The sequence below is a fragment of the Parasediminibacterium sp. HNIBRBA5674 genome (genome assembly GCF_056745525.1).
The window spans coordinates 50,489-73,783 of record NZ_JBQWIE010000022.1; the positions used below are offsets into that span (position 1 = coordinate 50,489).

The window sequence follows — 23,295 nt, forward strand, 5'->3', positions numbered from 1 at the left end:
AGTTCAATTAATTTCACTAATTACACGAATGTATGATTAGATACTTCCTTGCCATTTTAGCCTGTGTAGCTTTAGTTTCAACTACCGCACAAACCAAATTATCAGCAAAAAAAACAGTTCCTGCAAAAAAAATAGTTGCATCGTCGTTAAAAATTTCGCCTGCCACCAAAGAGCAATTGGTAGAAATAAGTACCAACTATGGGGTTATGATTGCCAAATTGTACAACCAAACACCACTGCACAGAGATAATTTTATAAAACTAATTCATCAAGGTTTTTACGATAGCCTGCTATTTCACAGAGTGATAAAAGAATTTATGATTCAAGGTGGTGACCCTACTAGCAAATATGCTACTGACACTAGTAGGCTTGGTGGCGGTGCTGCGCCAGGCGAAAGAATTCCTGCCGAGATACAAACAGGTTTGTACCATAAGAAAGGTGCTTTAGCGGCTGCAAGAGATGGTAACCCTGCAAAAGCAAGTAGCACTTGCCAGTTTTACATTGTACAAGGTAAGCGCTACGATAGCGCACAACTAAACGCTACGTACAACAGTAGGGTGAAAGCGGCTAATCCGAATTTTAATTTTTCTGCTACGCAAAAAGAAGTGTACGAACGTATTGGTGGCACGCCACAACTAGACCAAAGCTATACCGTGTTTGGCGAAGTGATAAGTGGCTTAGATGTGATAGATAAAATTGCAACCGTTCAAACAAAACCAGGCGATAGACCGTTATTTGATGTACGTATGAAAATAAGATTGTTGAATTAAGTTGCGACAACCGATTTTTATCTCAATATTTGTGTTCTAAATTTTAAAACCATGAATTTTCCAGCAAACTTACGCTACACAAAAGACCACGAATGGATAAGCCTAGAAGGCAATATTGCAACAGTAGGTATTACCGATTTTGCTCAAGGCGAATTGGGTGATATTGTGTATGTAGACATTAATACAGTGGGCCAAGATGTAGCTGCAGAAGCGGTATTTGGTACAGTTGAAGCTGTAAAAACTGTGAGTGATTTATTTTTACCAATTGCTGGAAAAATTTTAGAAGTAAACCCAATTTTGGAAAAACAACCAGAGCTTGTAAATAGCGACCCATATGGTGACGGTTGGATGGTAAAAGTAGAAGTAGCAGATGTTGCTACAGTAAGCACATTAATGGATGCTGAGGCTTACAAAAATTTAGTAGCCTAATTATTTTTTGAAAAATAAAACCATAGCTTACGGCACATCGTAAGTAATTGCACCATCACATAAAAATCTCGCCAAATAGTTTAGTTGGAAGCCACAGTAAAATATAGCGAATCAGAGCTAGTGCAGTTGCTAAAGCAAAGGCAGCAATCTGCATTTAGTTATCTTTACGATAATTACAGCGCTGCTTTGTTATCTGTAATTGTAGGTGTTGTGGCCGATACAGAACTAGCTAATGACGTGTTGCAAGAAGTATTTATAAAAATATGGCGTCAAATAGAATCGTACGACGATGCAAAAGGACGCTTATTTACATGGATGCTGAATGTAGCAAGAAACGCCTCTATTGATACTGTGAGAAGCAAAAGCTATCAAAACAGTCAGCAAAACCAAGAGTTAACAGAAACAACCTACCATGCAGGTGGTACTACACAGATTCAAACCGATCAAATGGGTTTGCGTAAAGTAGTACATCAGCTAAAGGAAGAGCATAAAGTATTGGTAGAGCTAGCTTATTTTCAAGGATTTACACAAGATGAAATCTCTAAAATACTAGACATACCATTAGGCACGGTAAAAACAAGATTAAGAACAGCATTAATTCAACTAAGAACAGTTATTAAACAATAAAGTGAACATTGATAATTACATATCAAGTGGTGCAATTGAAAGCTACGTTTTAGGACTAGCTACCGCACAGGAAGCCGCAGAAGTGCAGCAACTAAGCTTGCAATATCCTGAAATTAAACAGGCTATCGCAGACTTTGAAGCCTCGCTTGAAGCAGTAGCCTTTGCCAATGCAATTACACCTGCAGCTTCTAGTAAAGAGAAGTTGATGTTTGCTATGCAAGATGAATTTGCTGCGCCAATAATTGATAATAACGAAGCAATTGCTTCTGTAATTGTAGATGAAACTTCTTCTACGCCAGAACAAGAAACGGCCGTAATTAGAAAAATGAACCCTTTTCGTTTTGTTGCGGCTGCATCTATAATATTATTAGTAATAAGTGGTGGTTTAAACGTTTATTATTATTCAAAATACGATGAAGCCAACAAACAAGTTGTAGCCTTACTAAATGAAAAGAATACCTTAATTGCTGATAATAAATCAATGCAGGTTAAGTATAACTCTAGTTTAGAAGCGTTAAGTGATACAAATGTTATTAAAGTACCGATGAAAGGTGCACCTGGTAAAGAAACCAACCTTGCCACTGTTTACTGGGATAGCAAAACAAAAGATGTGTATTTGTATGCTAATAATTTACCAAAAGCGCCATCAGATAAGCAGTATCAACTTTGGGCCTTGGTAGATGGTAAGCCTGTAGATGCTGGTATGCTAAGTGCAGACTGTAATGGTGTTTGCAGAATAAGCAACATCAATAAAGCTCAGGCATTTGCAATAACTTTAGAGAAAAAAGGCGGCAGCCCTACACCCGACTTAACACAATTACAGGTAATAGGCAATGTAAAAGCTTAGTATCGTTTTCAATAACTCTACATATATCAATAAGAAAGGCTTTCGTTATGAAAGCCTTTCTTTGTTTTATAGATTCTTTTACAAAGCACCTTTGCGTCTAATTTTTATTTGAATACTTTCAGGCAAAGGCTTGTCAACAACTAAAATTAAATAGCCACCACCACCAGATAATTTTTGACCAAGGTTTTATCTATCGTATTTTTAATTAACTCAACAATCGTTTCACCTATCACATGTGGATAGATTGTTGTTTTCAGAGCAAAAGAGGCTTCAAAAATCTTATAATTTTTACTGTATCTTCCTTAAAATAGAAACAATAAAATACGCATTTTACTACAAGCTATTAGTAAAAAAAAGTGCACCTATGCACTTTAATTAATAATGCAGTGTTTATACAGGTGAGTAAAACTATTTGATGTAGAATTTGACCCCGCTACAAGCATTAGTAAACACTAACGATACCCAAATCTAATAACGAAGTAATTGTATTGTAATGCGTAAGCGAATAGCTGCACGCTTATTGCCACATACATATTTAGCAAGCTTGCTAAAAACGTATTCATAGACCATATGGTTTATGAGTTTTCAAAAGGATAGAAACATCCCGTTTCTACGGAATGTCTGTTTTTTTATTAGGATTTAAACGTCCCGTTTCTACGGGACGTTTTGTATTGCCGAAATACCTTGTAAATAATTTGTGGAAAAATGGTAGAGGCGAGGTTTAAAATCAACTAAATCTATTTTAAATTTTCAATAAGTTTATCTGGCTTTGCATAACCAAATCTTGCAAGCTGCAGTGTAGTATAGTAAGCATCAACGCCAAGGCTAGCAAGGCTTTCAGCTTGCTCTAGCGCTAAGAATCCATCTTGTAGAATAAGATTTTCTGCAAGCATAACATCGGTTACTTTGCCTATTACTAAAAAAGTATTGTTGTGTGTAATTGGTACAATTTCTACTAAAGCCAAGGCATATTTAACATTACATTCTTCTACAAAAGGTGCAACCACATTTGGGAGATACATTTCAGTTAACCCTACTTTAGTAAACTCATTCACATCTACAGGATATTTAGCACTACTTTGATGAGCTTGTGCCGCTATAGCAGGATGAATATGATTGATAGTATAAACACCTGTTGCTTTGATATTATCAATAGTATGTGGTGCAGCAGCCAATGGTCTATTGATAAAACCTATTAAAGCAGGATCAGAACCTAAATGCACCACACTACTAAACACACCTAAATTGGGTTGCCCATCTGCATTAACAGTAGCTATTAAACTCACTGCTTTAAAACCTGTAAGGCAGTTGATAAAATTAGCTCTGTAAAATCGTTCCCAAGTTTTTATAGTATCTATAGTAATGTGCTGCATGTGTTATGATTTACTAGCTTCTCAAACAGTTTTGCATTTTAAAATGTTCGTACTACTTGCAGTTTTGATACACTTATTATTTTAATCGTCATTTTCATCGTTAAATACTTCCACTACTTTCTTTGGCTGAGGTTGTCGTAACTCCATGTGGTGAATTAAATCTGCAATTACAGCCGTCCACCCTGTTTGATGCGAAGCACCTAAACCTGTGCCAGTATCACCATGGAAATATTCATAAAATTGTAGCAAATCTTCGTTACCCGATTGCTGATAAAACCAATTATACTTACCATTAAATGAGCGCTTTCCTTCCTCATCTTTCGTAAATAAACTTATTACTCTATCGGTTAAAAAATTAGCCACTTGCTCTAAATTCATCATATTGCCAGAACCAGTAGGGCATTCTACTTGCAATGTATCGCCATAGAAAAAACCATACCTTCTAATAGAGCGAATAATTAAATAATTTAAAGGCATCCAAACAGGGCCGCGCCAGTTTGAATTACCACCAAACATATTAGATGTGCTATCACCAGGGTCATATTGAATAGTATAAACCTTTCCATCCAATGTAATTGAGTACGGATTGGCTTCATGGTATTTTGATAGCGCTCTAATACCACCATCAGACAAAAATTCAGCCTCGTTTAACATACGTTTTAGCAAGGCAATTAAGCGCTCTCTAGGTACAAGCGAAATTAAAATTTTATCACTATCGCTACGTTCTTCATTGGGCCAGTAACGGTCGTTCTTTTTACGATAATTCTCAAACCAAGTAATGCGTTTTTTAAAATCTGGTAGCTTGCTAATAGTCTCTTTTTCAATAAGTGATACTGCTAAAATTGGTATTAACCCAACTATCGATTGTACCTTGAGTGGTATTGCTTCACCGCCTTTTACACTTACAGAATCGTAGAAAAATTGATCTTTCTCGTTCCATAAAATGTTTTCATTCATGGCTTCTGCAATTAATACAAAATGCTCAAAAAATTTGGTGGCCATGTCTTCAAACGATACATCATGTGTTGCAATTTCCAGCGCAATATCCATCATATTTAAGGCGTACTTGCCCATCCAACTCGTACCATCTGCTTGCTCTAAATGCATATTCGCTGCCACACCATGGCTTCTATCAAACACACCAATATTATCTAAACCCAAAAAGCCGCCTTCAAATAAATTATTGCCACTTTCATCTTTACGATTAATCCACCAAGTAAAATTGATGATAAGTTTTTGGAAGATCCGTTTTAAAAATGTCAAGTCGCCTTTACCAGTATTTAGCTTGTCTATACGATACACTTGCAAGGCAGCCCAAGCATGTACTGGTGGATTTACGTCACCAAAATTCCACTCGTAAGCAGGCAATTGACCATCTGGTTTCATATACCACTCACGCATAATTAGCAGTAGTTGGTGCTTCGCAAAATTGGCATCAATCATGGCCATTGGTATACAATGGAAAGCCAAATCCCATGCAGCATACCACGGATATTCCCATTTGTCAGGCATTAAAATAACATCTTGATTTTTAAGATGCTTCCAATCGCTATTACGGCCTTTTTTCTTGCCATCATTTACAGGTGTTAAACCATCGGTTGTGGTTAACCAAGCTTCTACATCGTAATGGTAATACTGCTTGCTCCACAATAAACCAGCAAAAGCTTGCCGCTGAATAGATAATAATTCTGGTGTGGCAGATTGGCAAAATATTGACGCATAAAAATCATCTGCCTGCGCCTTACGGTTTGCAAATACCTGTTCGAAACCCGTACCAAAAGGCGTATCGTGCGACTTGCTACTAAGCCTACAATAAATGGTTTTAGTACTGTGTGCTTCTACTTGTAACTTATATACTGGCGAAAACTTAGTCCCCTTTTTTCTATTGCGTAAAGCCTCAGTATTTTCACCATCAATTATAGATGTATGAAAAGCATCTTTTACAAAAGGTGAGGCATTTGGTATGCCCATAATTTTTTGCTTATTGGTTTCATTATCAGTATATAGATTATCGTCGGGCCTTTGAAAGTAAAAGTAATATTTACCCAATCTTTCTTGCTCTGCTTTTACCGATGTTTTATTAATTTCGGTAATCAAGGGTTTCTTTTCATCGCTACTATTTTTCCACCTGTTATAAAACCAAAGTATAGGTAATACGGTAATTGGCGCCGCTTTGCGGTATCGGTTGGTAACTTCAATTTTTATAAAGATATCCTGAGGGCTTTGCTTAGCGTATGTGACTTTTACATCAAAATATTCATCATTGTCAAAAACACCTGTATCTAAAATTTCGTATTCTGGTTCGGTTTTGCTACGCCATTTATTACGTGCTACTAATTCATTGTAAGGAAATTTTTGCTGTGGGTATTTGTACAAATATTCCATGTAATAATGCGTGGGTACATTATCTAAATAGTAATACAATTCCTTTACATCTTCACCGTGATTACCCTCATTATTACCAAGGCCAAATAAGCGTTCTTTTAGTATAGGATCTTTGCCATTCCAAAGTGCTACGGCAAAGCATAAGTTTTGAAAATAGTCTGTAATGCCAGCCAATCCATCTTCACCCCAGCGGTACACCCTACTATGCGCATGGTCGTGAGGAAAATAATTCCAAGCATCACCATACTCACCATAGTCTTCTCTTACAGTACCCCATTGGCGTTCGCTGAGGTAAGGCCCCCACTGTTCTAAAGGTATTTTTTTTCGATCATTAACCGATAGTCTTTGATGTTCTGCTGTCATAATATAAGTTTACAATTGCCAATCAGTTTAGGTTTAATAGTATATTACTATCTCATTTTCAAACGGTTGCAATTGTTAGGGTTTACGCAATTAGTGCGCTAAAATACAGCAATTGTGGTTTGTATAAATAACAGTGTTGTAAATACACAATGAGTGTTAGTTGCTTATCTTCAATTATCAAACTAAAATTTATGTTTCCGAAAGTTAAAATTTGTTGTATTAGTTCCGAAGAAGAAGCAAGTATAGCTATAGGCTATGGCGCAGCAGCATTGGGTTTGGTAGCAAAAATGCCTAGTAGTCCAGGTATAATTGACGACGCTTTAATAGCTAGTATTGCTGCAACTGTGCCACCACCAATAGGTACTTTTATGCTTACAAGTGAAACAAGTGCAGATGAAATAATTGCACATCATTATCGTACCAATACTAATACGATTCAAATAGTTGATGCCTTACAAAGTGGCACTTACAAAGCCATTAAAACAGCCTTGCCCACTATAAAAATTGTGCAGGTTATTCATGTTGTAAACGAAGCTTCTATTGATGAAGCAGTGCAAATAGCTGAAGATGTAGATGCCTTATTACTTGACAGTGGCAACCCTAATCTTGCTGTAAAAGAATTAGGCGGTACTGGCAGAACACACAATTGGCAACTAAGTAAACAAATAGTAGCACAATGCAAGAAGCCTGTATTTTTAGCAGGCGGTTTAAAAGTAGATAATGTAAAACGTGCAATAGATATTGTACAGCCGTATGGCTTAGATTTATGCAGTGGCGTAAGAACCAATCAACAATTAAACCCACATAAACTAGAGGTATTTTTTAGAACGGTTTATGAGTAATCGATACATGGTTGCTTTACATTTGCCTTTAACTTCACAAAAAATAATTGATGATAGTAGTTACTGGCGCCAATGGTTTGGTTGGCTCTCACCTTATTACAACATTATTGGCGCAAGGCAAGCAAGTAAAGGCTTTTTATCATACAAACCATGCTGATATCAATCATCAAAATTTAACGTGGCAGCAAGGTGATATTCTAGATATTGTAGACTTAGAAGAAATACTCATCGGTATTACACAAGTATACCATTGTGCAGCCATCGTTTCATTTAACCCAAAAGACAAACAACTATTACATAAAACCAATGTTGAAGGCACAGCTAATGTTGTGAATGCTTGTTTAAGTGCAGGTGTACAAAAACTACTGTATGTAAGTTCTGTTGCTGCTTTAGGCAGGGCTGGTATCAGTGAACCAATTAATGAAAACAATAAATGGATTGAAGGCAACCACAATAGCGAATATGCAAAGTCTAAATACCTCGCTGAGATGGAAGTTTGGCGTGGCATTGGTGAAGGATTAGATGCAGTAATTATCAACCCAAGTATTATACTTGGTTGCAGCGACTGGACAAAAGGTTCAGCGGCCATTTTTAAAAATGCCTACAACGAATTTCCTTGGTATACCAATGGCACTAATGGTTTTGTAGATGTACAAGACGTTGCAACTATTATGACCAAGCTAATGGACAGCGATATTACAGCACAGCGCTTTGTAGTAAATGGTGATAATCTTAGCTATCAAGAACTATTTACTAGCATTGCAAATGCCTTTCACAAAAAGCCGCCACACAAATTGGTAAAACCATTTCTAGCAGAAGTAGTATGGCGTATTGAAGCCATAAAAGCTAAGTTCACAGGTAGTAAACCATTACTTACTAAAGAAACCGCACGAACCGCACAGCAAACCATTACCTACAATAACAGCAAGCTATTAAAGGCTTTGCCTGATTTCAAGTACACTGTTATTAATACTTCTATTGAGCGAATTTGTAAAGGGTTGAAGGCACAATATCAACTTAGCTAGACTTGGATTAACCATTTACTTTTTTCCAAAGCTCTGGTATACGTTTTATCCAAATTAATTCACGGCGTTTTACAGAAGCTTCTTGTGTTGGCGTGCCCCAATATACTTTATTACCTTCTATAGATGATGGCACACCACCTTGTGCTAACACAACTGCATTGGCACCAATGGTAAGCGTTTTACTTACCCCTACTTGACCCCACAATGTTACACCATCTTCTAAAGTTGTAGCACCAGCAATACCTACCTGCGCAGCAAGCAAACAATTTTTACCTATCACTACATCATGACCAAGATGCACCATATTGTCTATTATTGTGCCTTTACCAATAATCGTACTTGCACTTACGCCTCTATCTATCGTGCAACCACAACCTATTTCTACATTATCTTCAATTACAACATTGCCACAACTATTCATTTTCTTAAACCATACTTCTCTATTTTTCTTGGTATTGTAGTAAAATGCATCTCCACCAATTACAGTACCGGCTTGTATTACAACATTATTACCAATTACGCTGTAATCCATAATTGTTACATTAGGATAGATAACACAATTGCTACCAATAGTTACATGATTACCAATAAATACATTGGGCATAATAGTAGTGCTCTCACCAATAACTGCGGTATCGCTGATGCTTTTTGTTGCACCAACAAAAGGCCTAAAATGCTTGGTAATAGTTTGGTAAGCCTCAAAAGGATTATCTGTAACCAATAAGGCTTTGCCTTCTGGTATCATTACATCTTTGCTATTAATGATGATAAAATCAGCAGCACTTTGTAAGCACTTGTCATAATATTTTGGATGGTCTACAAATACTAAATCACCTGCTTCTACTTTGTGTATTTCATTGATGCCTGTAGCTTGTAACGTAGCATTACCAATAACTTCAGCATTTATTAATTCAGCAATCCAAGTAAGTGAAACTGGTGATGGGAACTTCATCTATTAATGTTTTAAAATGATAGCTGTCAAAGGTAATAGGCAGCTTGTGAGTAAAATAATTTTTAGCAATAATCATGAAATAATTTTTAGTAAAATGCAATTAGCTGTAAGCATTATTACCAAAGCAATTGGCATAGACAATATGCCTGAAAGTGTTATGAATAAAGCCTTTCAGAGATAACAAACGCTGTAACGCAAGTATAGCTAATGATATAATTACCACTTTTTGAATTACATCATCGCTCGGCTATTCACATACTATTCTATAAATGTGAATAAAATAGTTGTAAGATTTTTTTGTGTTGGTAGAAACTATTTTTAATATTGTGCAGGGAAGTTACTATTCCCTTTACTTACTAACCCATCTATATAGAAGTCCTGCCTCGGCAGGACTTTTTATTTTAGCAATATTTTTATCAAACTTATTGCTGTATTAATTGTAATCAAAGTAGCTACAGCTACCGTAAACATTGATATTTGCAGTATGTTACGTTACTTTATTATTTACAAACCATACATGGTGCTGACGCAGTTTTCTGCACAAAAAGGCAAGCAAACATTAGCTGATTTTTTTAAAGTGCCTAAAGATGTATATCCTGTGGGTAGGCTAGATGCTGACAGCGAAGGGCTATTAATTTTAACTAATGATAAAGCCCTCAATCATCGTTTATTAAACCCAAGCTTTGCACACGAAAGAATGTATTGGGCTCAGGTAGATGGTGCTGTTACTAATGAAGCCATTAGTAACTTACAAAAAGGTGTAACCATAAATGTAGATGGTATTATGTACGCAACTAAACCTTGTAAAGCAAGCTTATTAAGTATAGAACCAATAGTGCCACCACGCACCCCACCTATCAGATTTAGAAAAGATATTCCAGCACCATGGATAGAGCTTACTTTAACCGAAGGTAAAAACAGACAAGTGCGTAAAATGACTGCTGCTATTGGCTTTCCTACGTTACGCTTAATAAGAAGTCGTATTGAAAATATCATGCTTGGCGATATGCAACCAAGCGATATGATTGAGCTATCAAAGTCTTCTATCTACAAAAAACTATTTAATGAATAACACTTTTTACGAAGTAACCCAAGGCGATTTTTTAATTAGTACCAATCCTGAATTGCTTGATATAAAAGCGGTTCACCAATACTTATCGCAAGAATCGTATTGGGCACAAAACATTCCACATGCAACTGTAGAAAAGTCTTTGAAGCATTCTTTGTGCTTTGGTATGTACCATGATAATAAGCTTATCGGCTTTGCTAGATTAGTTACCGACATGACCACCTTTGCTTATTTATGTGATGTGTTTATGATTGAGACTTATAGAAAAAGAGGCTTGTCTAAATGGCTGATGCAAACCATTCATGCGCACCCAGAATTACAAGGCTTAAGGCGCTGGATGCTTGGTACTAGAGATGCGCATGGTTTATATAAACAGTTCGGATGGAAAGCTTTGCCAGAAGACGTGGCTAAGCGTTTTATGCAATTACATTTCCCTAACGTGTACTTGAAAGATTAAACAAGCCCTTAGCATGGCAATAAACCGTTAAATTTGCCGCTCAATATTTAGAAAATGTGAAGCATCATAGATTATTACTTCACACATCGTAAATCATACATCGCATTATGAGCCAACATTTAAGTGAACAAGAGATTATTAGAAGAGAGAAACTTGCTAAAATTCAGGCTGCTGGTATAGATGCCTATCCTGCACCATTGTATCCTGTATCGCATTATTCTACAGACATTAAAGACCATTTTACCGAAGAAAACAAAGAAGACTTTGCAAGTGTTTGTGTGGCTGGCCGTATCATGAGTATTAATGATAAGGGCAAGGTGTTTTTTATAAAAGTGCAAGACAGCAAAGGCATTATACAACTATATGTAAAACGTGATGAGATTTGCCCAGAAGAAGATAAATCTTTCTGGGATAATGTGGTAAAACATGGCCTTGACTTGGGTGACTTTGTTGGCGCTACTGGCTATGTATTTATTACTAAAACTGGTGAAACATCTATCCATACTCAAACATTAACCTTACTAGCTAAATCGTTGAAACCATTACCAGTAGTAAAACGTGATGAAGAAGGTAATGCTTACGATGAAGTAACAGATCCAGAGTTTCGCTACCGCCAGCGTTATGCAGATTTAATTATTAACCCTGCGGTAAAAGACACGTTTATTAAACGCACCAAGCTTATTAATACCATTCGTGAATTTTTAAACGAACATGGCGCTTTAGAAGTAGATACACCTGTGTTACAAAGTATACCTGGTGGTGCTGCGGCAAGACCATTTATTACGCACCACAATGCATTGGATATTCCTTTGTATTTGCGTATTGCTAATGAGTTGTACCTAAAGCGCTTAATAGTAGGTGGTTTCGATTTTGTGTACGAGTTCAGTCGCAACTTTAGAAATGAGGGTATGGACAGAACACACAACCCTGAATTTACTGTTTTAGAGTGGTACACAGCTTACAAAGATTATTTCTGGATGATGAATACCACAGAGCAATTATTTGAGAAAATAGCGCTTGCGTTGCACGGTACTACTGATGTAACAGTTGGCGATAAAACCATCAGCTTTAAAGCACCATTTAAACGCATCAGCATTCATGATGCCATTAAAGAAAATACTGGTATTGATGTAAGCGATAAAAATGAAGCTGGCTTACGTGAAGTGTGTAAGCAACTAAACATTGCTGTGCCAAACAATATTGGTAAAGGCAAATTGATAGATGAGATTTTTGGTGCAACGAGTGAGCACACGTACATACAACCAACATTCATTATCGATTACCCTGTTGAGATGAGCCCACTTACCAAAAAACACCGTAGTAAAGAAGGCTTGGTTGAACGTTTTGAATTAATGGTAAATGGTAAAGAAATTGCCAATGCTTACAGCGAGTTAAATGACCCAATAGACCAACGATTGCGCTTTGAAGAACAAGCTAAACTGATGGAAAGAGGTGATGACGAAGCGATGTTTATAGATCATGACTTCTTACGTGCCTTAGAATATGGTATGCCACCTACAAGTGGTATTGGTATTGGTATAGATAGATTGTGTATGTTGATGACCAACAATCCATCTATACAAGATGTATTGTTGTTTCCACAAATGAGACCAGAGAAAACTGCTGATTAAATTTGATAATTGCAAGAATAAAAAAGCGGCTAACAAAATTTCAATTGTTAGCCGCTTTTTAGTTGGTGAAGCCTTTCACTATTTATAACGTAGTATTTTCAGTTTCGCCATTTCTATTCTTGTGTCGCTTACGTTTAAAATATCAAATTGGTAATCATCAATAATGATACTTTCTTTTTGCTTTGGTATGGTTTCAAAATGGTTAATAATGTAGCCGCTTAATGTTTCTGAAGTACCTGTAGGAAATTCTAAATTGTATTGTTCGTTTAAGTAGTCAAGCTCTAAGCGGCCACTAAAAATAAACTCATCTTCTGCTAATTGCTTTTCTACAAAATCTTCCGTATCGTACTCGTCTTTTATCTCACCAAAAATCTCTTCAAGTACGTCTTCCATTGTAATAATGCCTGCAGTACCACCAAATTCATCTACCACCCAAGCAATGCTTTTTCTTTCTTTGGTAAATTTATTAATCAAGTCTGTAGCACTCATGCTTTCTGGCACAGCAGGTATTGGTAGCAAAATTTCTTTTAGTGTAGCGGGCTTTTTAAATAAGTCTAACTGATGGATATAGCCAAGAATATTGTCAATATTATCATCGTACACTAATAGCTTACTTAGTTGTGTACTAATGAAGTGTTGCCTTACTTCTTCAATAGTGGCTGTAATTTCTATGGCTTCAATTTCGGTACGAGGCACTAAACATTGACGAATTTTAATGGTAGGTAGGCTTAATGCATTTTCAAAAAGCTCTGTGTTTAACTCTTGATTGTCTTCATCTTGCTCTTTGGTTTGCTGAAAGAAATGCTCTAAATCTACCTTACTAAAAGCATTATTTCTATCGCCTACTTTTACGTTAAACAGGTATTTTAATATCCATTGTGCAACACCTACAAAAAAGGTAGCTAAAGGCAAAAACAAACCATGAAAGAAATTGGCTAAACCTGCAAAAGCATTTACCAAAAAGTCATTCTTAGCCCTAAAAATAGCTTTGGGTATAAACTCGCCAATAATTAACACTACTAATGATGACATTAAAGTATCAATAAGTAGCTTGAGATAATTATTGTTTAGCCATTGTGGCAAAGGATTCCAAATGATGAGCTTTAATAACTCATCAAACAACAAGCCGTAGATAACTAAAAAAATATTAAGACCTACCAAACAAGTGCCTATAAACCTCGTTGGATGCTCCATAAAATTTGAGAGAATAATACCGCTGCGCTTTCCTTGTTTTTTCTTTAATTCGATGCTTAAACGATTAGCGCTTACAAAGGCAATTTCATAACCTGCAAAAAAGGCTATGAAAATAAGTGTGATGGCGATACCTGTAATTACCAAATAAATATCTGACATAGTAATACGAATGTACAAATTGCTAGCTAATTGTGTAACATTGATTGCTATTGGGTGAATGAAATTTAGGTTACGCTTAGGAAAAAGCTGAAAAGCAAACAGAACGTACAAGTGTGCGCAGCAGAAGCAACATAGATGTACAACTGCTGGTACCATAAAAAAAGAGTGCCGAGTAGAAACTCAGCACGTAAATCCGATAAGCAACATGAGAAAAACGTTATCGGCTTCTTTAACTATCTTTTGTTTATTTCTTTACATCATCGGTGCTTACGCCTCTTTTCTTGCTCACATTATCTGTTAGTTTTCCAAAATTCCACCGCATAGATAGACCAAAAGCACGGCCTGGGCTGTAGATGTTTTGATAGCTGGTAAAATTGTTACCATTACTGGTAGTTCGATACTTAGCTTTTATACAGCAAACTTAAATAATATTAGCATTGAAAAATATAGACTGTCAATAAAACCGGGTGGATTTTAACCCACCCAGTTGCATATATACGATAGGGGAATAAAAAAGTTACAGTGGTAACAATTATTTAAAATCTACGGTGCAGTTTTGGCATTTCATATCAATTTTGGTGCCTTTACCATCACCAACTGTAGCGGTAAATCTACTGTCAGTACTGTTGTTAGAATCACTATATCGCTCTGCTATTCTCATAGCACTTTTTACGGCCTTATCTACTTCTCTGCTTACAGCATCGTCGTTCTTTTCTTCTTTTACTGCTAATGGTTTCTTTTCAAAATTTGCATACACATTGCTGTAAGGGCCTACATAATTTACAGTGTAGCTTTTTAAATTTCTTAGTGGTAAACGAATGTCAGCGTATTTGTTATTGAACTTAATGGTTTCTAAACCAGCTAAAATATTACGTACTTTAACATCTGCATTAGTACCATCTAGTTCTATGCTTTTGGTTAATTTAGAAATACGCAAGTTGCCATAATTTTTGCGGCCTTGTAATGCACCTACTTCATCAAATTCATACTCATCATTAGTGCTTATTAAATTTACTTTTTGTGCTGAAGCGACTTCTATAGTTGAGTATTTTGTATCAATATCAAGGTCTTCAATATCTTTCAAAATCAAGCGACCATTAATAAATTCTATCTCGGCATTCTTAATGCTGCCAGCGCTTACATTGGCATATTTTGAACGCAATGTTAAGGTACCAGCATCTTGCAATTCAAGGTTGCCATTTGTAATATCTGCATTTACTTTGGTTACATTATTGGCTACAGTTACATCGGCATATTTACTTTCAATATCCAATTTATTGGCTGTAGGTATGTAAATGGTTACATAACGTTTAACATCGCTTTTAGTGCCAATATTTTGTCCTTCGCTATTAAAAATAGCCACACCCCCAGAGCCGCTGTTCCAAGCCCAAGTGCTGCCATTTACCGTGTAGCTACCACTACTACTTACTGTACCAGACTTAATACGAATACCTGAACCAAGGCTTTTCACACTAATATTTAATTTCTCAAACCACTCTTCGTCTGATACTTTAGTGCCTTCGCCTTCGTAGTAAACAGTGGTAACCACTTTTACTTTAGGCTGATCCCAAGTTTTTATTTGAATGTTGCGCTGTGTATTTTCAAGATAAATATCTGCGCTTTTAGAAGCCGCAACTTCTACACTTACTTCTTTACTTTTCAGGTCTTTAAAATCACGATTAGGTGCTTCAAAACCATCTACGGCAACTGGTGCACCTGGTGCTGTAGCCATACGTGGTAGGCTTGGTAATTTAAGTGATGCTGGTGCTGCTGGCTTTCCAGCAATTGTAAGTTCTTGTGCTGTTGCAGATATGCTAATGGCTACACTTATAGCCATTACTAACATGGTATTCATTTTCATTGTTCGGTTGGTTAAATGTTTAAAAAGTAGGGTTTTGTTGAATCTACCGGGCCACGGTTTTGTTTAAAGCGATTATTGGTTTTATGTATTTCGTTTTGTAATTGCTTAAGTACATTTAGTTTTTGCTGATACACATTAATCAGTTGGTCTAGCAACTCGTCTGTCAATCCATTTTTCTTAATATCCTTTTTAATGCTTTGCTCGTCTCTTTCCATACGCTTCATTTCTATAGCAAAATCATTAAAGTAACCAGGGTTTTCTGCTATTAATGGTGTGGTATTTACTTTGGCTTTTTGTAAATTAATCACCTGTGTAAAAGAATGATCTACTTGCTCTAGCGCCGTTATATTAGTTACAGGTTGCTGGTTGCTAGTGGCAGGTTGATTAATTCTCTGCTTTCTGTTATCGGCTGGTTTTACACTTCTATTGCTTGCTACCAATTGTTCAGTATTAGTAGGTTGCAACCGAGTTGGTTCTTCTTGTAATTGCTGCTTTGGATTTGTAATTTGCTGCTTGTTACTAGCTACTGGTAACTGGTAAGTAGTAACTGGTTTATTTAACAACATATATCCACCAAAGCCTGCTAACGCAATTATACAAGCAGCAACAGCCCATTTAATATATACCAATGCAGCCAAGGGTTTGGCAGTATTGAGTTCTTTATTAATGCCTAACCACACTTTATGTCTTGGTAAGTCTACATCCAAGTCGTCTGAGTGTTGCTGCATGTATTTTTTAAAGTCATCCATGTAATGCAATATGTTTTATAATACGTTCTTTTAATAATTGTTTGGCTCTCGAATATTGACTTTTACTTGTGCCTTCACTTACGCCTAAGTTTTCTGCTATTTGCTTATGGCTGTAATCTTCTAGCACATACAAGTTAAATACTTGCCTACAGCCATCTGGCAATGCTTTTATTTGCTGATGAATGATTGCCGTATCTATTTCTTGCCACCATTCAACAGCGTCATCCGTTCGATGTTCGTGGTCAGCTTCATCCCAATCTTGCCAGTAAAATGATTTTTTGCTGTACTTAATACATTCATTTACTACAATGCGGCGCAACCAGCCACCAAACAACACTTCATCTTTTAACTGGTGCAAACTTTTAAAAGCGATTATAAATGCTTCCTGCAAAATATCTTCAGCATCACTGCGATTGCCCGTCATGCGAATACAGATATTAAACATAGCCTTACTAAACTGCTGATACAGACTACTTTGCGCATCAGCATTGCCTTTGCGAGCCTTTTTTACAAGGTTAGTTAGTATGTGGTTTGCCGTTTCCAATTAAGTGTTGCTGTATATAAGAGTACAAGTTGTACAAAAGGTTGGAAAAGGTGAGAAGTTTTTTTAAAATTTATTTTACACTGCTCAACGGCTATTGTTACAAAAAGGAAATTATACAGTTTTATAATAGCTGCTTTAACAATTATTGGTGTGGTTCGTTTATATCTTTGCACAGAAAATATTTAGATATGCAAAAGCGATGGTTGCGCATTATTACTGTTTTATTAATAATTGTTGTAAGTGCAATAGCTGCTAAGGCGCAGTGTTCTATTTGTACCAAAACTGCGCAACAATTGGGCGAAGGTCCCGCAAAATCTTTAAACACGGGTATTTTATACCTAATGTTTGCACCACTAGCTATTATGGGTTACATTGGTTTTAGATGGTGGAAACGTGAAAAAGAAGTACTAGCAAATGAAGGTGCAAATGATACCATTGTTTAGGCAAATACACCACCTTAATTTATTTCATAACCACTGCTTTATAAATATCTCGCTCATTTTTTACTGCTTCAAGCTCCTTTTGTAAGTCAGCGATTTGCTGTTGCAATGCTTTTTCTGCCCTTGTGGGCGGTATGCCATAAGGCAAAATTGACTGATACAGGTCTAAGAAATTGTATTGTAAATGTGTACTAAGTATTAACAACATTGATATAGGCTGATCTGGGTTTTTGATCTGCTTGTGAAGATAGTTGGCACTTCGCCCCATATTTATTGATAACTGCTTGGTAGATATTGTTTGAATGCGTTGCTGAATATTTACTGCTAACGGTAAGTTTAGTTGTTCCAATTTTGGAATAATATTCCGATGATTCATTAATATATCACTCATAAGGCATTTGGTTTTAGTAAATGACTAATTAGTTGTTCTCTAACCGAAAATAAATTCTTTTTTGTAAATAAAAAATTCTTTTTGGATACTTATTATTCTAAAACGAACATTATTTTGTTCCAAATGCACCATAATTTGTTCTAAATGAACTATAATATTTACTAAATAACCATAAGCATATCCAAAATGGATACTATTGTTATTAAAACAATACCTGGCATTAGGCTTTTACTAAGTTATACTTTTTAAACAACAATTGGTACAACAATACCAACCATACACAGAAGCATGGTAGCGCCTTGAGTGCGTAGGCTATGAAGAAATTAACACGTACTGAATGTGGAAATACATCGGTGACAGAAAATGTGGTAACAATCATGGCAAAAACAAGTAAAATATACACCCATTTTGCCCTAGGCACAGCCTGCACCACAAACCAAATAGCCACGCCTGTAACTGCAATTACATAAGTTGGCGACTCGGCAGATGTACTGAATATAACCACACTGATAAGTAGTAGCGCCAAATACGATAACCGAAAATATACATGCTTAAACTGACTTACCCTTAGGTATGGCAATAGCAACATGATAGCTGCCGGTATAGTGATGAGATAGTTGCGTAAATTTTCTATTTTAAAAATTCTACGCACCATACCAAGCAACGATAAATCTTGTAGATTCATGGCTATGGAACTATCCGTATTTTGTACATTCTTGGCTACAAGCGAGTGATACCAATCTTGATACGTTTGAATAATAAATGCAGGTGAAGAAATAATCATTGGCAAGCAAAACAATACTAGCAACCAAAAAATAAACCAACCAATAAACTTGATTTTATGCTTTGAAAAAAAGAAAAATGCTAGCCCCACAATGCCATACAACTTTACATAAAAGCCAGCAACTATAAACAATGTAGCCCAAATATCAAGTTCTTTTTCTACCAATATAAAGGCTAGCAACATCCAGCTGGTAAGCATGGGATTAAACTGTACACTGTGTGTAGATGTCATCATCTCTACCGCTGTAATTAGCAGCATTACATTTCTTTGCTGACTGGTAAGGGGCAAATATTTAATGGCAACAAATAAAGTAGCAGCATTGGCAATACACCATAAAAAACAACCAACATAGTTATTAAGTAAGGCAAATGGCGCTATAATAACGCTAAACAATGGGCCATAATGGTTGGCATCATCGTATTCAGTAGGATACTGCAAATACAAATGTTGTTGCTGAAGGGTATGCTGAAAAACGCCTTTATAAATTAAATAGTTATTAACCGAGTCTAAACCTCTACTAAGTTCTAGGGTTACCGCAATTGTAGCCAGTAAAAACCATAATATAGTAGGAAAAGACACCTCGTATTTATAAATCTTAACCTGTTTGTTAATGATATTCATGTTTTATAGTAGGGGGTGTTCCACAAAAATAGAGAGGTTGGTGCTTAAAAGGCAAAGAACTGTAGGAAATAAAAAACGGTTGCAATATTGCAACCGTCTAAAAAGCTATTAATACAATGCTTTATTAAGATGCTTTTACTTCAACTACTGCTGCTTTTTTTGCAGTTGCTTTTTTCAAAGCATTTGCAGGACGGCTATTGCCAAAAGATCCTTTAAAGCGTTTGCCTTTTGCAGTTTTTTTGTCTCCTCTACCCATGATAATTGTGTTTTAAATTTTTGTCGTGAACTGTAAAAGTAAAAAATCCTGCAATACAGCAGGACTTTTAAATTTTTTTGGTAAAAATTGAGTGTTAGATTTTAGCACTTAACTCTTTACCAGCTTTGAATTTAGCTACTTTTTTAGCTTTAATTTTAATAGCTGCACCTGTTTGTGGGTTACGGCCAGTTCTTGCTGCACGCTTAGATACAGAGAAAGTACCGAAACCAACTAAAGTAACTTTATCGCCTTTTTTCAATGTTTTTGTAACAGTAGCAGTAAATGAATCTAATACTGCGTTTGCTTGTGTTTTTGTTATGCCTGCATCTTCAGATAATTGGGCAACTAATTCAGCCTTGTTCATGTGTATAGTTTTAAATGTTATTATTAGAGTGACAAAATTATTGGCTTTTCATTACCAACAAAATAAATTTACTATAATCTTTCATTTTTTATTCCCACTTAAAACCCTTATCCACAAAGGCTTTAACAGCGTAGTTATAATTAACAAACTGTTAAAAGTGCTGTTATCATTGAATAGTACAGCATTTGCCTGTTATAATGTTTTATAAAACACAGTATTTATAGGCATTTGCGGTTGCAACAAATTATTGCATTATCTGCATTAAGCTTCTAAAACCAATTGTTTGGTTGCCCCAAGCTTTTAAAGTATCTTCTCGTAATGCGGCTGCATGTATTTCTATGTATCTATTATAATCGGCTTTACTTTCAGCATAATATTGGGTTGCGTAAGTAACACTTTCACTTTCATCTACCTCTAACAGGCGTACAAACTGAAATCTTGTAAAACAGCCTTTTGCCATTACCTCAGGTATATGCTTTTCTTTCATCCAAGCTACCCAAGCATCGTGTATTTGATGAGATATTTGAGTGGTTACGTTGTAGATGTACATAAATTATTCTTTTTAATCTTTCAACTCTAAGTAAATAGGGCAATGGTCGCTATGCTTTACATCTGGGTAAATATCTGCGTCTATTATTCTATCTTTTAAGTTGCTGGTAACGCTGATATAATCAATGCGCCAGCCTTTGTTTTGTAATCTTACAGATGGAAAACGTTGACTCCACCAACTATAACAATGTGGCTTATCTGGATGAATCACTCTAAATGAATCTACCCAATCTTTTGCTAAAAATTGATCCATCCAAGCTCGCTCTTCTGGTAAAAAACCTGATGAGTTTTTATTGCCTTTAGGGTCGTGAATATCTATTGGATGGTGTGCAATATTATAATCGCCTGTTACAATTAATTGTGGTCTTTTCTTGCGTAAATGCGCTAAGTGTTCGTCAAATTCTGCTAGCCATTGGTATTTGTAGTTTTGTCTTTCATCACCGCTTGTGCCACTAGGAAAATAGGCATTTACTAAAGTAATATCACCAAAATCTGCACGTATAACTCTGCCCTCAAAATCGCTTTGTTCTATACCTGTACCATATACCACATTGTCAGGTGCTATTTTGGTAAGTATGGCCACACCGCTGTATCCTTTTTTCTGCGCTGAAAATGTGTAAGAATGATAGCCTAATGCTTCAAACTGTTTTACATCTATATCTTCTTTGTGTGCTTTGGTTTCTTGAATACAAATTACATCCGCAGGGTTGGTGGCTAACCATTCTACAAAGCCTTTTTTAATGGCGGCTCTTACACCATTTAAGTTGTATGAAATAATACGCATTAGATAGCAATTTTAATGTTAGATATATGATATTATAACTACGCTTAGATAAAAGTTGACTAATGATATAAACGATAGGTGCTTCGTAAACTCAGCATTAACTTGCAACTAAAGCTGACAAAGGGTTTGCAGCTGGTTACATAAGCCTTCTACTTCTTTTCTACCACTTTGCCCATAGGAAAAGTGATGCCCAAATTCAATATCCATTCGTATGTTCCAAAGCTATGGCTAACAGTGCCTTTGTAAATACCCAAACCACTGTAGCTAGCATAATCGAGCTTGTTGCAATATTCTAAAAATACGGTTTTAAAAAACGTGGCTTTAATAGTACCTTCAACACCAACGTTCCAGCCGCCAATTTGAAAATGCGGATCATTTTTTTGGCTGCCACCAAGTGTACTAAATGAGTTTTCTACGTGAGGAATAACTGGCCCAATACCAGCTTTGCCCAAAGCATCTAATTTAAAATTACCGTTTTTAGATTCGTGCAAGCCCCATCGTTTTACAATGTTAAACAGCAAAAAGTTAGCACCATTATTTAAGTAGTAGAAGTAGCCATTTGGTTCGGTAAAGGCAACAATACTATCTACAGGTCTGTTGTTTAGCTTACCTACAATGCGAGCATTTTGGTCGCCAACAATAAACTTAGTATGGTCAAAATTAATTTCAAAACCTAGGCCTTTTTTCTTGTTGAAGAAATAACCAATGCGGTAGTTGTATTGTGGTATAGAAATAGGGATTTTAAAAAGATTGCCTTCATCCCATCCTGGATGGTCGTGGCCAGTAATGTTTACGAATTTATAATCGTTGCCAAGTTCTGGCTGTTTTACCTTGATATTGCTTTTAGTGTACCATTCTTTATTGTAGCCCCAGCTAAAATAAAATTCGCCTTTACGTTCTTTTTTTTTGGTTTGCGCCTGTAGGTCATTTACACAAATACTCACCAACACTACTGCTACAATGGCTTTAAAAAATACCTTCATTACTGTAAAAATTTGCTTAAAAATAATTTGCTTGCAAAGATAGTAGCTAGCGGTATGCAACCTTTGCTACATTGTTGATAGCTTTACTTACTACTTAAAAGCATTATGGAACCAATAGAAAGAATTATTCCAGCCAAAGAAAGTGTGTATTTAGATGGCCCGAAACCACGCATATACGAACTTGGTTTTGCATGGCAAATATTTACAGAATTTATACGAGGCTTTAGAACCCTGCACTTTGTGGGACCTTGTATTACTGTATTTGGTAGCGCAAGATTTGATGAAAGTCATGCTTATTATAAAGCTGCTGAAATGTTTGGTAAACGCATAGCGCAACTTGGTTTTACTACTATAACTGGTGGCGGCCCTGGTACTATGGAAGCAGCAAACAAAGGCGCATTTGAAAATGGCGGCACATCGGTAGGTTGCAATATTAAACTACCTTTTGAGCAAAAGCCCAACCCTTATGTACATAAAAGCATTACGTTTAACTATTTCTTTATTAGAAAAGTACTGCTAGTAAAATATTCTTACGCTTTCATCATTATGCCAGGCGGTTTTGGCACTATGGATGAATTTTTTGAAACCCTCGCCTTGGTACAAACTAGAACTATTACCAATTTTCCCATTGTGCTTTTTGGCAAAGACTATTACCAACCATTAATGGATTATATGAAGCTAATGCGTGATAAAGGCACTATAAACCCAGAAGATTTGGATTTGTTATTACTTACTGACGACTTTGACGAGGCAATAAATCACATTTCAAGCCAGGGCAAACGCATCTAAATTTCTTTAAAGAGTATATTTTCTAAGAACTTATCGTTTAATATACACATCATCCTT

26 protein-coding genes are annotated in these 23,295 nt (G+C 36.1%); 12 read left to right on the forward strand and 14 right to left on the reverse strand.

Going from position 1 to position 23,295, the window contains the following annotated elements; genetic code table 11:
• The first annotated feature begins 32 nt into the window (after positions 1 to 32).
• The 4 genes from ACT9TX_RS11825 (at position 33) to ACT9TX_RS11840 (ending at position 2,673) form a co-directional block, all read left to right on the forward strand.
• Positions 33 to 770, forward strand: a complete 738-nt coding sequence (locus ACT9TX_RS11825) for a peptidylprolyl isomerase (protein ID WP_481338501.1) — start codon at positions 33 to 35, stop codon at positions 768 to 770.
• 51 nt (positions 771 to 821) lie between these two features.
• Positions 822 to 1,199 (forward strand): glycine cleavage system protein GcvH, encoded by a 378-nt coding sequence (gene gcvH, locus ACT9TX_RS11830; RefSeq protein WP_481338502.1) that lies wholly within the window; start codon positions 822 to 824, stop codon positions 1,197 to 1,199.
• 84 nt (positions 1,200 to 1,283) lie between these two features.
• A complete protein-coding gene (locus ACT9TX_RS11835; protein WP_481338503.1) occupies positions 1,284 to 1,826 on the forward strand; it encodes an RNA polymerase sigma factor in 543 nt (180 codons plus the stop codon).
• A gap of 1 nt (position 1,827) precedes the next feature.
• Positions 1,828 to 2,673 (forward strand): anti-sigma factor, encoded by an 846-nt coding sequence (locus ACT9TX_RS11840; protein WP_481338504.1) that lies wholly within the window; start codon positions 1,828 to 1,830, stop codon positions 2,671 to 2,673.
• Between the two features lie 737 nt (positions 2,674 to 3,410).
• Here ACT9TX_RS11840 and ACT9TX_RS11845 read toward each other — a convergent pair.
• On the reverse strand, positions 3,411 to 4,046 hold the full coding sequence (locus ACT9TX_RS11845) for a flavin reductase family protein (protein ID WP_481338505.1): 636 nt from the start codon (positions 4,044 to 4,046) through the stop codon (positions 3,411 to 3,413).
• Positions 4,047 to 4,127: 81 nt separating this feature from the next.
• Positions 4,128 to 6,794 (reverse strand): MGH1-like glycoside hydrolase domain-containing protein, encoded by a 2,667-nt coding sequence (locus tag ACT9TX_RS11850; RefSeq protein WP_481338506.1) that lies wholly within the window; start codon positions 6,792 to 6,794, stop codon positions 4,128 to 4,130.
• 191 nt (positions 6,795 to 6,985) lie between these two features.
• Here ACT9TX_RS11850 and ACT9TX_RS11855 point away from each other — a divergent pair, with 191 nt between their 5' ends.
• Positions 6,986 to 7,636: a phosphoribosylanthranilate isomerase gene (locus ACT9TX_RS11855; protein ID WP_481338507.1), complete on the forward strand. Its 651-nt coding sequence runs from the start codon at positions 6,986 to 6,988 to the stop codon at positions 7,634 to 7,636.
• 50 nt (positions 7,637 to 7,686) lie between these two features.
• Entirely contained in the window at positions 7,687 to 8,661 is a 975-nt protein-coding gene (locus tag ACT9TX_RS11860) for an NAD-dependent epimerase/dehydratase family protein (RefSeq protein ID WP_481338508.1), read from the forward strand.
• 7 nt (positions 8,662 to 8,668) lie between these two features.
• Here ACT9TX_RS11860 and ACT9TX_RS11865 read toward each other — a convergent pair whose 3' ends face one another.
• Positions 8,669 to 9,613 (reverse strand): UDP-3-O-(3-hydroxymyristoyl)glucosamine N-acyltransferase, encoded by a 945-nt coding sequence (locus ACT9TX_RS11865; RefSeq protein WP_481338509.1) that lies wholly within the window; start codon positions 9,611 to 9,613, stop codon positions 8,669 to 8,671.
• A gap of 46 nt (positions 9,614 to 9,659) precedes the next feature.
• Between ACT9TX_RS11865 and ACT9TX_RS11870 the strand changes: the two genes are divergently transcribed.
• The 4 genes from ACT9TX_RS11870 to lysS all read left to right on the forward strand — a co-directional run bounded on the left by ACT9TX_RS11870 (position 9,660) and on the right by lysS (position 12,770).
• On the forward strand, positions 9,660 to 9,794 hold the full coding sequence (locus tag ACT9TX_RS11870) for a hypothetical protein (protein ID WP_481338510.1): 135 nt from the start codon (positions 9,660 to 9,662) through the stop codon (positions 9,792 to 9,794).
• A 303-nt stretch (positions 9,795 to 10,097) separates the two neighbouring features.
• Positions 10,098 to 10,685 (forward strand): pseudouridine synthase, encoded by a 588-nt coding sequence (locus tag ACT9TX_RS11875; protein WP_481338511.1) that lies wholly within the window; start codon positions 10,098 to 10,100, stop codon positions 10,683 to 10,685.
• Entirely contained in the window at positions 10,678 to 11,139 is a 462-nt protein-coding gene (locus tag ACT9TX_RS11880) for a GNAT family N-acetyltransferase (RefSeq protein ID WP_481338512.1), read from the forward strand. Before ACT9TX_RS11875 ends, ACT9TX_RS11880 begins: the two co-directional genes overlap by 8 nt.
• Positions 11,140 to 11,246: 107 nt before the next feature.
• Complete coding sequence (gene lysS, locus ACT9TX_RS11885; protein WP_481338513.1) at positions 11,247 to 12,770, forward strand: lysine--tRNA ligase; 1,524 nt, start codon at positions 11,247 to 11,249, stop codon at positions 12,768 to 12,770.
• Between the two features lie 78 nt (positions 12,771 to 12,848).
• Here lysS and ACT9TX_RS11890 read toward each other — a convergent pair whose 3' ends face one another.
• The 4 genes from ACT9TX_RS11890 to ACT9TX_RS11905 form a co-directional block, all read right to left on the reverse strand.
• Positions 12,849 to 14,123 carry a hemolysin family protein gene (locus ACT9TX_RS11890; protein ID WP_481338514.1) on the reverse strand — a complete coding sequence of 425 codons (1,275 nt, stop codon included), beginning with the start codon at positions 14,121 to 14,123 and terminating at the stop codon, positions 12,849 to 12,851.
• 532 nt (positions 14,124 to 14,655) lie between these two features.
• Positions 14,656 to 15,984 carry a hypothetical protein gene (locus ACT9TX_RS11895; protein ID WP_481338515.1) on the reverse strand — a complete coding sequence of 443 codons (1,329 nt, stop codon included), beginning with the start codon at positions 15,982 to 15,984 and terminating at the stop codon, positions 14,656 to 14,658.
• Positions 15,985 to 15,995: 11 nt separating this feature from the next.
• Positions 15,996 to 16,733 carry a hypothetical protein gene (locus ACT9TX_RS11900; protein WP_481338516.1) on the reverse strand — a complete coding sequence of 246 codons (738 nt, stop codon included), beginning with the start codon at positions 16,731 to 16,733 and terminating at the stop codon, positions 15,996 to 15,998.
• Entirely contained in the window at positions 16,726 to 17,277 is a 552-nt protein-coding gene (locus tag ACT9TX_RS11905; RefSeq protein WP_481338517.1) for an RNA polymerase sigma factor, read from the reverse strand. Before ACT9TX_RS11905 ends, ACT9TX_RS11900 begins: the two co-directional genes overlap by 8 nt.
• Positions 17,278 to 17,465: 188 nt before the next feature.
• Between ACT9TX_RS11905 and ACT9TX_RS11910 the strand changes: the two genes are divergently transcribed.
• Positions 17,466 to 17,720: a hypothetical protein gene (locus ACT9TX_RS11910; RefSeq protein WP_481338518.1), complete on the forward strand. Its 255-nt coding sequence runs from the start codon at positions 17,466 to 17,468 to the stop codon at positions 17,718 to 17,720.
• Positions 17,721 to 17,739: 19 nt separating this feature from the next.
• Here ACT9TX_RS11910 and ACT9TX_RS11915 read toward each other — a convergent pair whose 3' ends face one another.
• The 7 genes from ACT9TX_RS11915 to ACT9TX_RS11945 all read right to left on the reverse strand — a co-directional run bounded on the left by ACT9TX_RS11915 (position 17,740) and on the right by ACT9TX_RS11945 (position 22,449).
• Positions 17,740 to 18,108 (reverse strand): DUF5320 domain-containing protein, encoded by a 369-nt coding sequence (locus ACT9TX_RS11915; protein ID WP_481338519.1) that lies wholly within the window; start codon positions 18,106 to 18,108, stop codon positions 17,740 to 17,742.
• A 220-nt stretch (positions 18,109 to 18,328) separates the two neighbouring features.
• Positions 18,329 to 19,513 (reverse strand): glycosyltransferase family 87 protein, encoded by a 1,185-nt coding sequence (locus tag ACT9TX_RS11920; protein ID WP_481338520.1) that lies wholly within the window; start codon positions 19,511 to 19,513, stop codon positions 18,329 to 18,331.
• Positions 19,514 to 19,637: 124 nt separating this feature from the next.
• The gene (locus ACT9TX_RS11925; protein WP_481338521.1) at positions 19,638 to 19,769 is read right to left on the reverse strand and encodes a 30S ribosomal protein THX; all 132 of its coding nucleotides are present in this window, start codon (positions 19,767 to 19,769) and stop codon (positions 19,638 to 19,640) included.
• Positions 19,770 to 19,863: 94 nt separating this feature from the next.
• Positions 19,864 to 20,133 carry an HU family DNA-binding protein gene (locus tag ACT9TX_RS11930; protein ID WP_481338522.1) on the reverse strand — a complete coding sequence of 90 codons (270 nt, stop codon included), beginning with the start codon at positions 20,131 to 20,133 and terminating at the stop codon, positions 19,864 to 19,866.
• 244 nt (positions 20,134 to 20,377) lie between these two features.
• A complete protein-coding gene (locus ACT9TX_RS11935) occupies positions 20,378 to 20,683 on the reverse strand; it encodes a DUF4286 family protein (RefSeq protein WP_481338523.1) in 306 nt (101 codons plus the stop codon).
• A 12-nt stretch (positions 20,684 to 20,695) separates the two neighbouring features.
• Complete coding sequence (locus tag ACT9TX_RS11940; RefSeq protein WP_481338524.1) at positions 20,696 to 21,466, reverse strand: exodeoxyribonuclease III; 771 nt, start codon at positions 21,464 to 21,466, stop codon at positions 20,696 to 20,698.
• Between the two features lie 149 nt (positions 21,467 to 21,615).
• Positions 21,616 to 22,449 (reverse strand): hypothetical protein, encoded by an 834-nt coding sequence (locus ACT9TX_RS11945; protein WP_481338525.1) that lies wholly within the window; start codon positions 22,447 to 22,449, stop codon positions 21,616 to 21,618.
• Between the two features lie 105 nt (positions 22,450 to 22,554).
• Between ACT9TX_RS11945 and ACT9TX_RS11950 the strand changes: the two genes are divergently transcribed.
• The gene (locus tag ACT9TX_RS11950) at positions 22,555 to 23,238 is read left to right on the forward strand and encodes an LOG family protein (RefSeq protein WP_481338526.1); all 684 of its coding nucleotides are present in this window, start codon (positions 22,555 to 22,557) and stop codon (positions 23,236 to 23,238) included.
• Positions 23,239 to 23,295: the final 57 nt, after the last annotated feature.

Excerpts from the sequence above, each read along its gene's own strand:
- ACT9TX_RS11875 (WP_481338511.1), top strand. The coding sequence starts at position 10,098 with ATGTTACGTTACTTTATTATTTACAAACCATACATGGTGCTGACGCAG.
- ACT9TX_RS11895 (WP_481338515.1), bottom strand. The coding sequence starts at position 15,984 with ATGAAAATGAATACCATGTTAGTAATGGCTATAAGTGTAGCCATTAGC.
- ACT9TX_RS11935 (WP_481338523.1), bottom strand. The coding sequence starts at position 20,683 with ATGTACATCTACAACGTAACCACTCAAATATCTCATCAAATACACGAT.
- ACT9TX_RS11930 (WP_481338522.1), bottom strand. The coding sequence starts at position 20,133 with ATGAACAAGGCTGAATTAGTTGCCCAATTATCTGAAGATGCAGGCATA.
- ACT9TX_RS11900 (WP_481338516.1), bottom strand. The coding sequence starts at position 16,733 with ATGGATGACTTTAAAAAATACATGCAGCAACACTCAGACGACTTGGAT.
- ACT9TX_RS11845 (WP_481338505.1), bottom strand. The coding sequence starts at position 4,046 with ATGCAGCACATTACTATAGATACTATAAAAACTTGGGAACGATTTTAC.
- ACT9TX_RS11915 (WP_481338519.1), bottom strand. The coding sequence starts at position 18,108 with ATGAGTGATATATTAATGAATCATCGGAATATTATTCCAAAATTGGAA.
- ACT9TX_RS11925 (WP_481338521.1), bottom strand. The coding sequence starts at position 19,769 with ATGGGTAGAGGAGACAAAAAAACTGCAAAAGGCAAACGCTTTAAAGGA.
- ACT9TX_RS11950 (WP_481338526.1), top strand. The coding sequence starts at position 22,555 with ATGGAACCAATAGAAAGAATTATTCCAGCCAAAGAAAGTGTGTATTTA.
- ACT9TX_RS11855 (WP_481338507.1), top strand. The coding sequence starts at position 6,986 with ATGTTTCCGAAAGTTAAAATTTGTTGTATTAGTTCCGAAGAAGAAGCA.
- ACT9TX_RS11865 (WP_481338509.1), bottom strand. The coding sequence starts at position 9,613 with ATGAAGTTCCCATCACCAGTTTCACTTACTTGGATTGCTGAATTAATA.
- ACT9TX_RS11920 (WP_481338520.1), bottom strand. The coding sequence starts at position 19,513 with ATGAATATCATTAACAAACAGGTTAAGATTTATAAATACGAGGTGTCT.
- gcvH (WP_481338502.1), top strand. The coding sequence starts at position 822 with ATGAATTTTCCAGCAAACTTACGCTACACAAAAGACCACGAATGGATA.
- ACT9TX_RS11910 (WP_481338518.1), top strand. The coding sequence starts at position 17,466 with ATGCAAAAGCGATGGTTGCGCATTATTACTGTTTTATTAATAATTGTT.
- lysS (WP_481338513.1), top strand. The coding sequence starts at position 11,247 with ATGAGCCAACATTTAAGTGAACAAGAGATTATTAGAAGAGAGAAACTT.
- ACT9TX_RS11880 (WP_481338512.1), top strand. The coding sequence starts at position 10,678 with ATGAATAACACTTTTTACGAAGTAACCCAAGGCGATTTTTTAATTAGT.
- ACT9TX_RS11850 (WP_481338506.1), bottom strand. The coding sequence starts at position 6,794 with ATGACAGCAGAACATCAAAGACTATCGGTTAATGATCGAAAAAAAATA.
- ACT9TX_RS11890 (WP_481338514.1), bottom strand. The coding sequence starts at position 14,123 with ATGTCAGATATTTATTTGGTAATTACAGGTATCGCCATCACACTTATT.
- ACT9TX_RS11825 (WP_481338501.1), top strand. The coding sequence starts at position 33 with ATGATTAGATACTTCCTTGCCATTTTAGCCTGTGTAGCTTTAGTTTCA.
- ACT9TX_RS11945 (WP_481338525.1), bottom strand. The coding sequence starts at position 22,449 with ATGAAGGTATTTTTTAAAGCCATTGTAGCAGTAGTGTTGGTGAGTATT.
- ACT9TX_RS11940 (WP_481338524.1), bottom strand. The coding sequence starts at position 21,466 with ATGCGTATTATTTCATACAACTTAAATGGTGTAAGAGCCGCCATTAAA.
- ACT9TX_RS11860 (WP_481338508.1), top strand. The coding sequence starts at position 7,687 with ATGATAGTAGTTACTGGCGCCAATGGTTTGGTTGGCTCTCACCTTATT.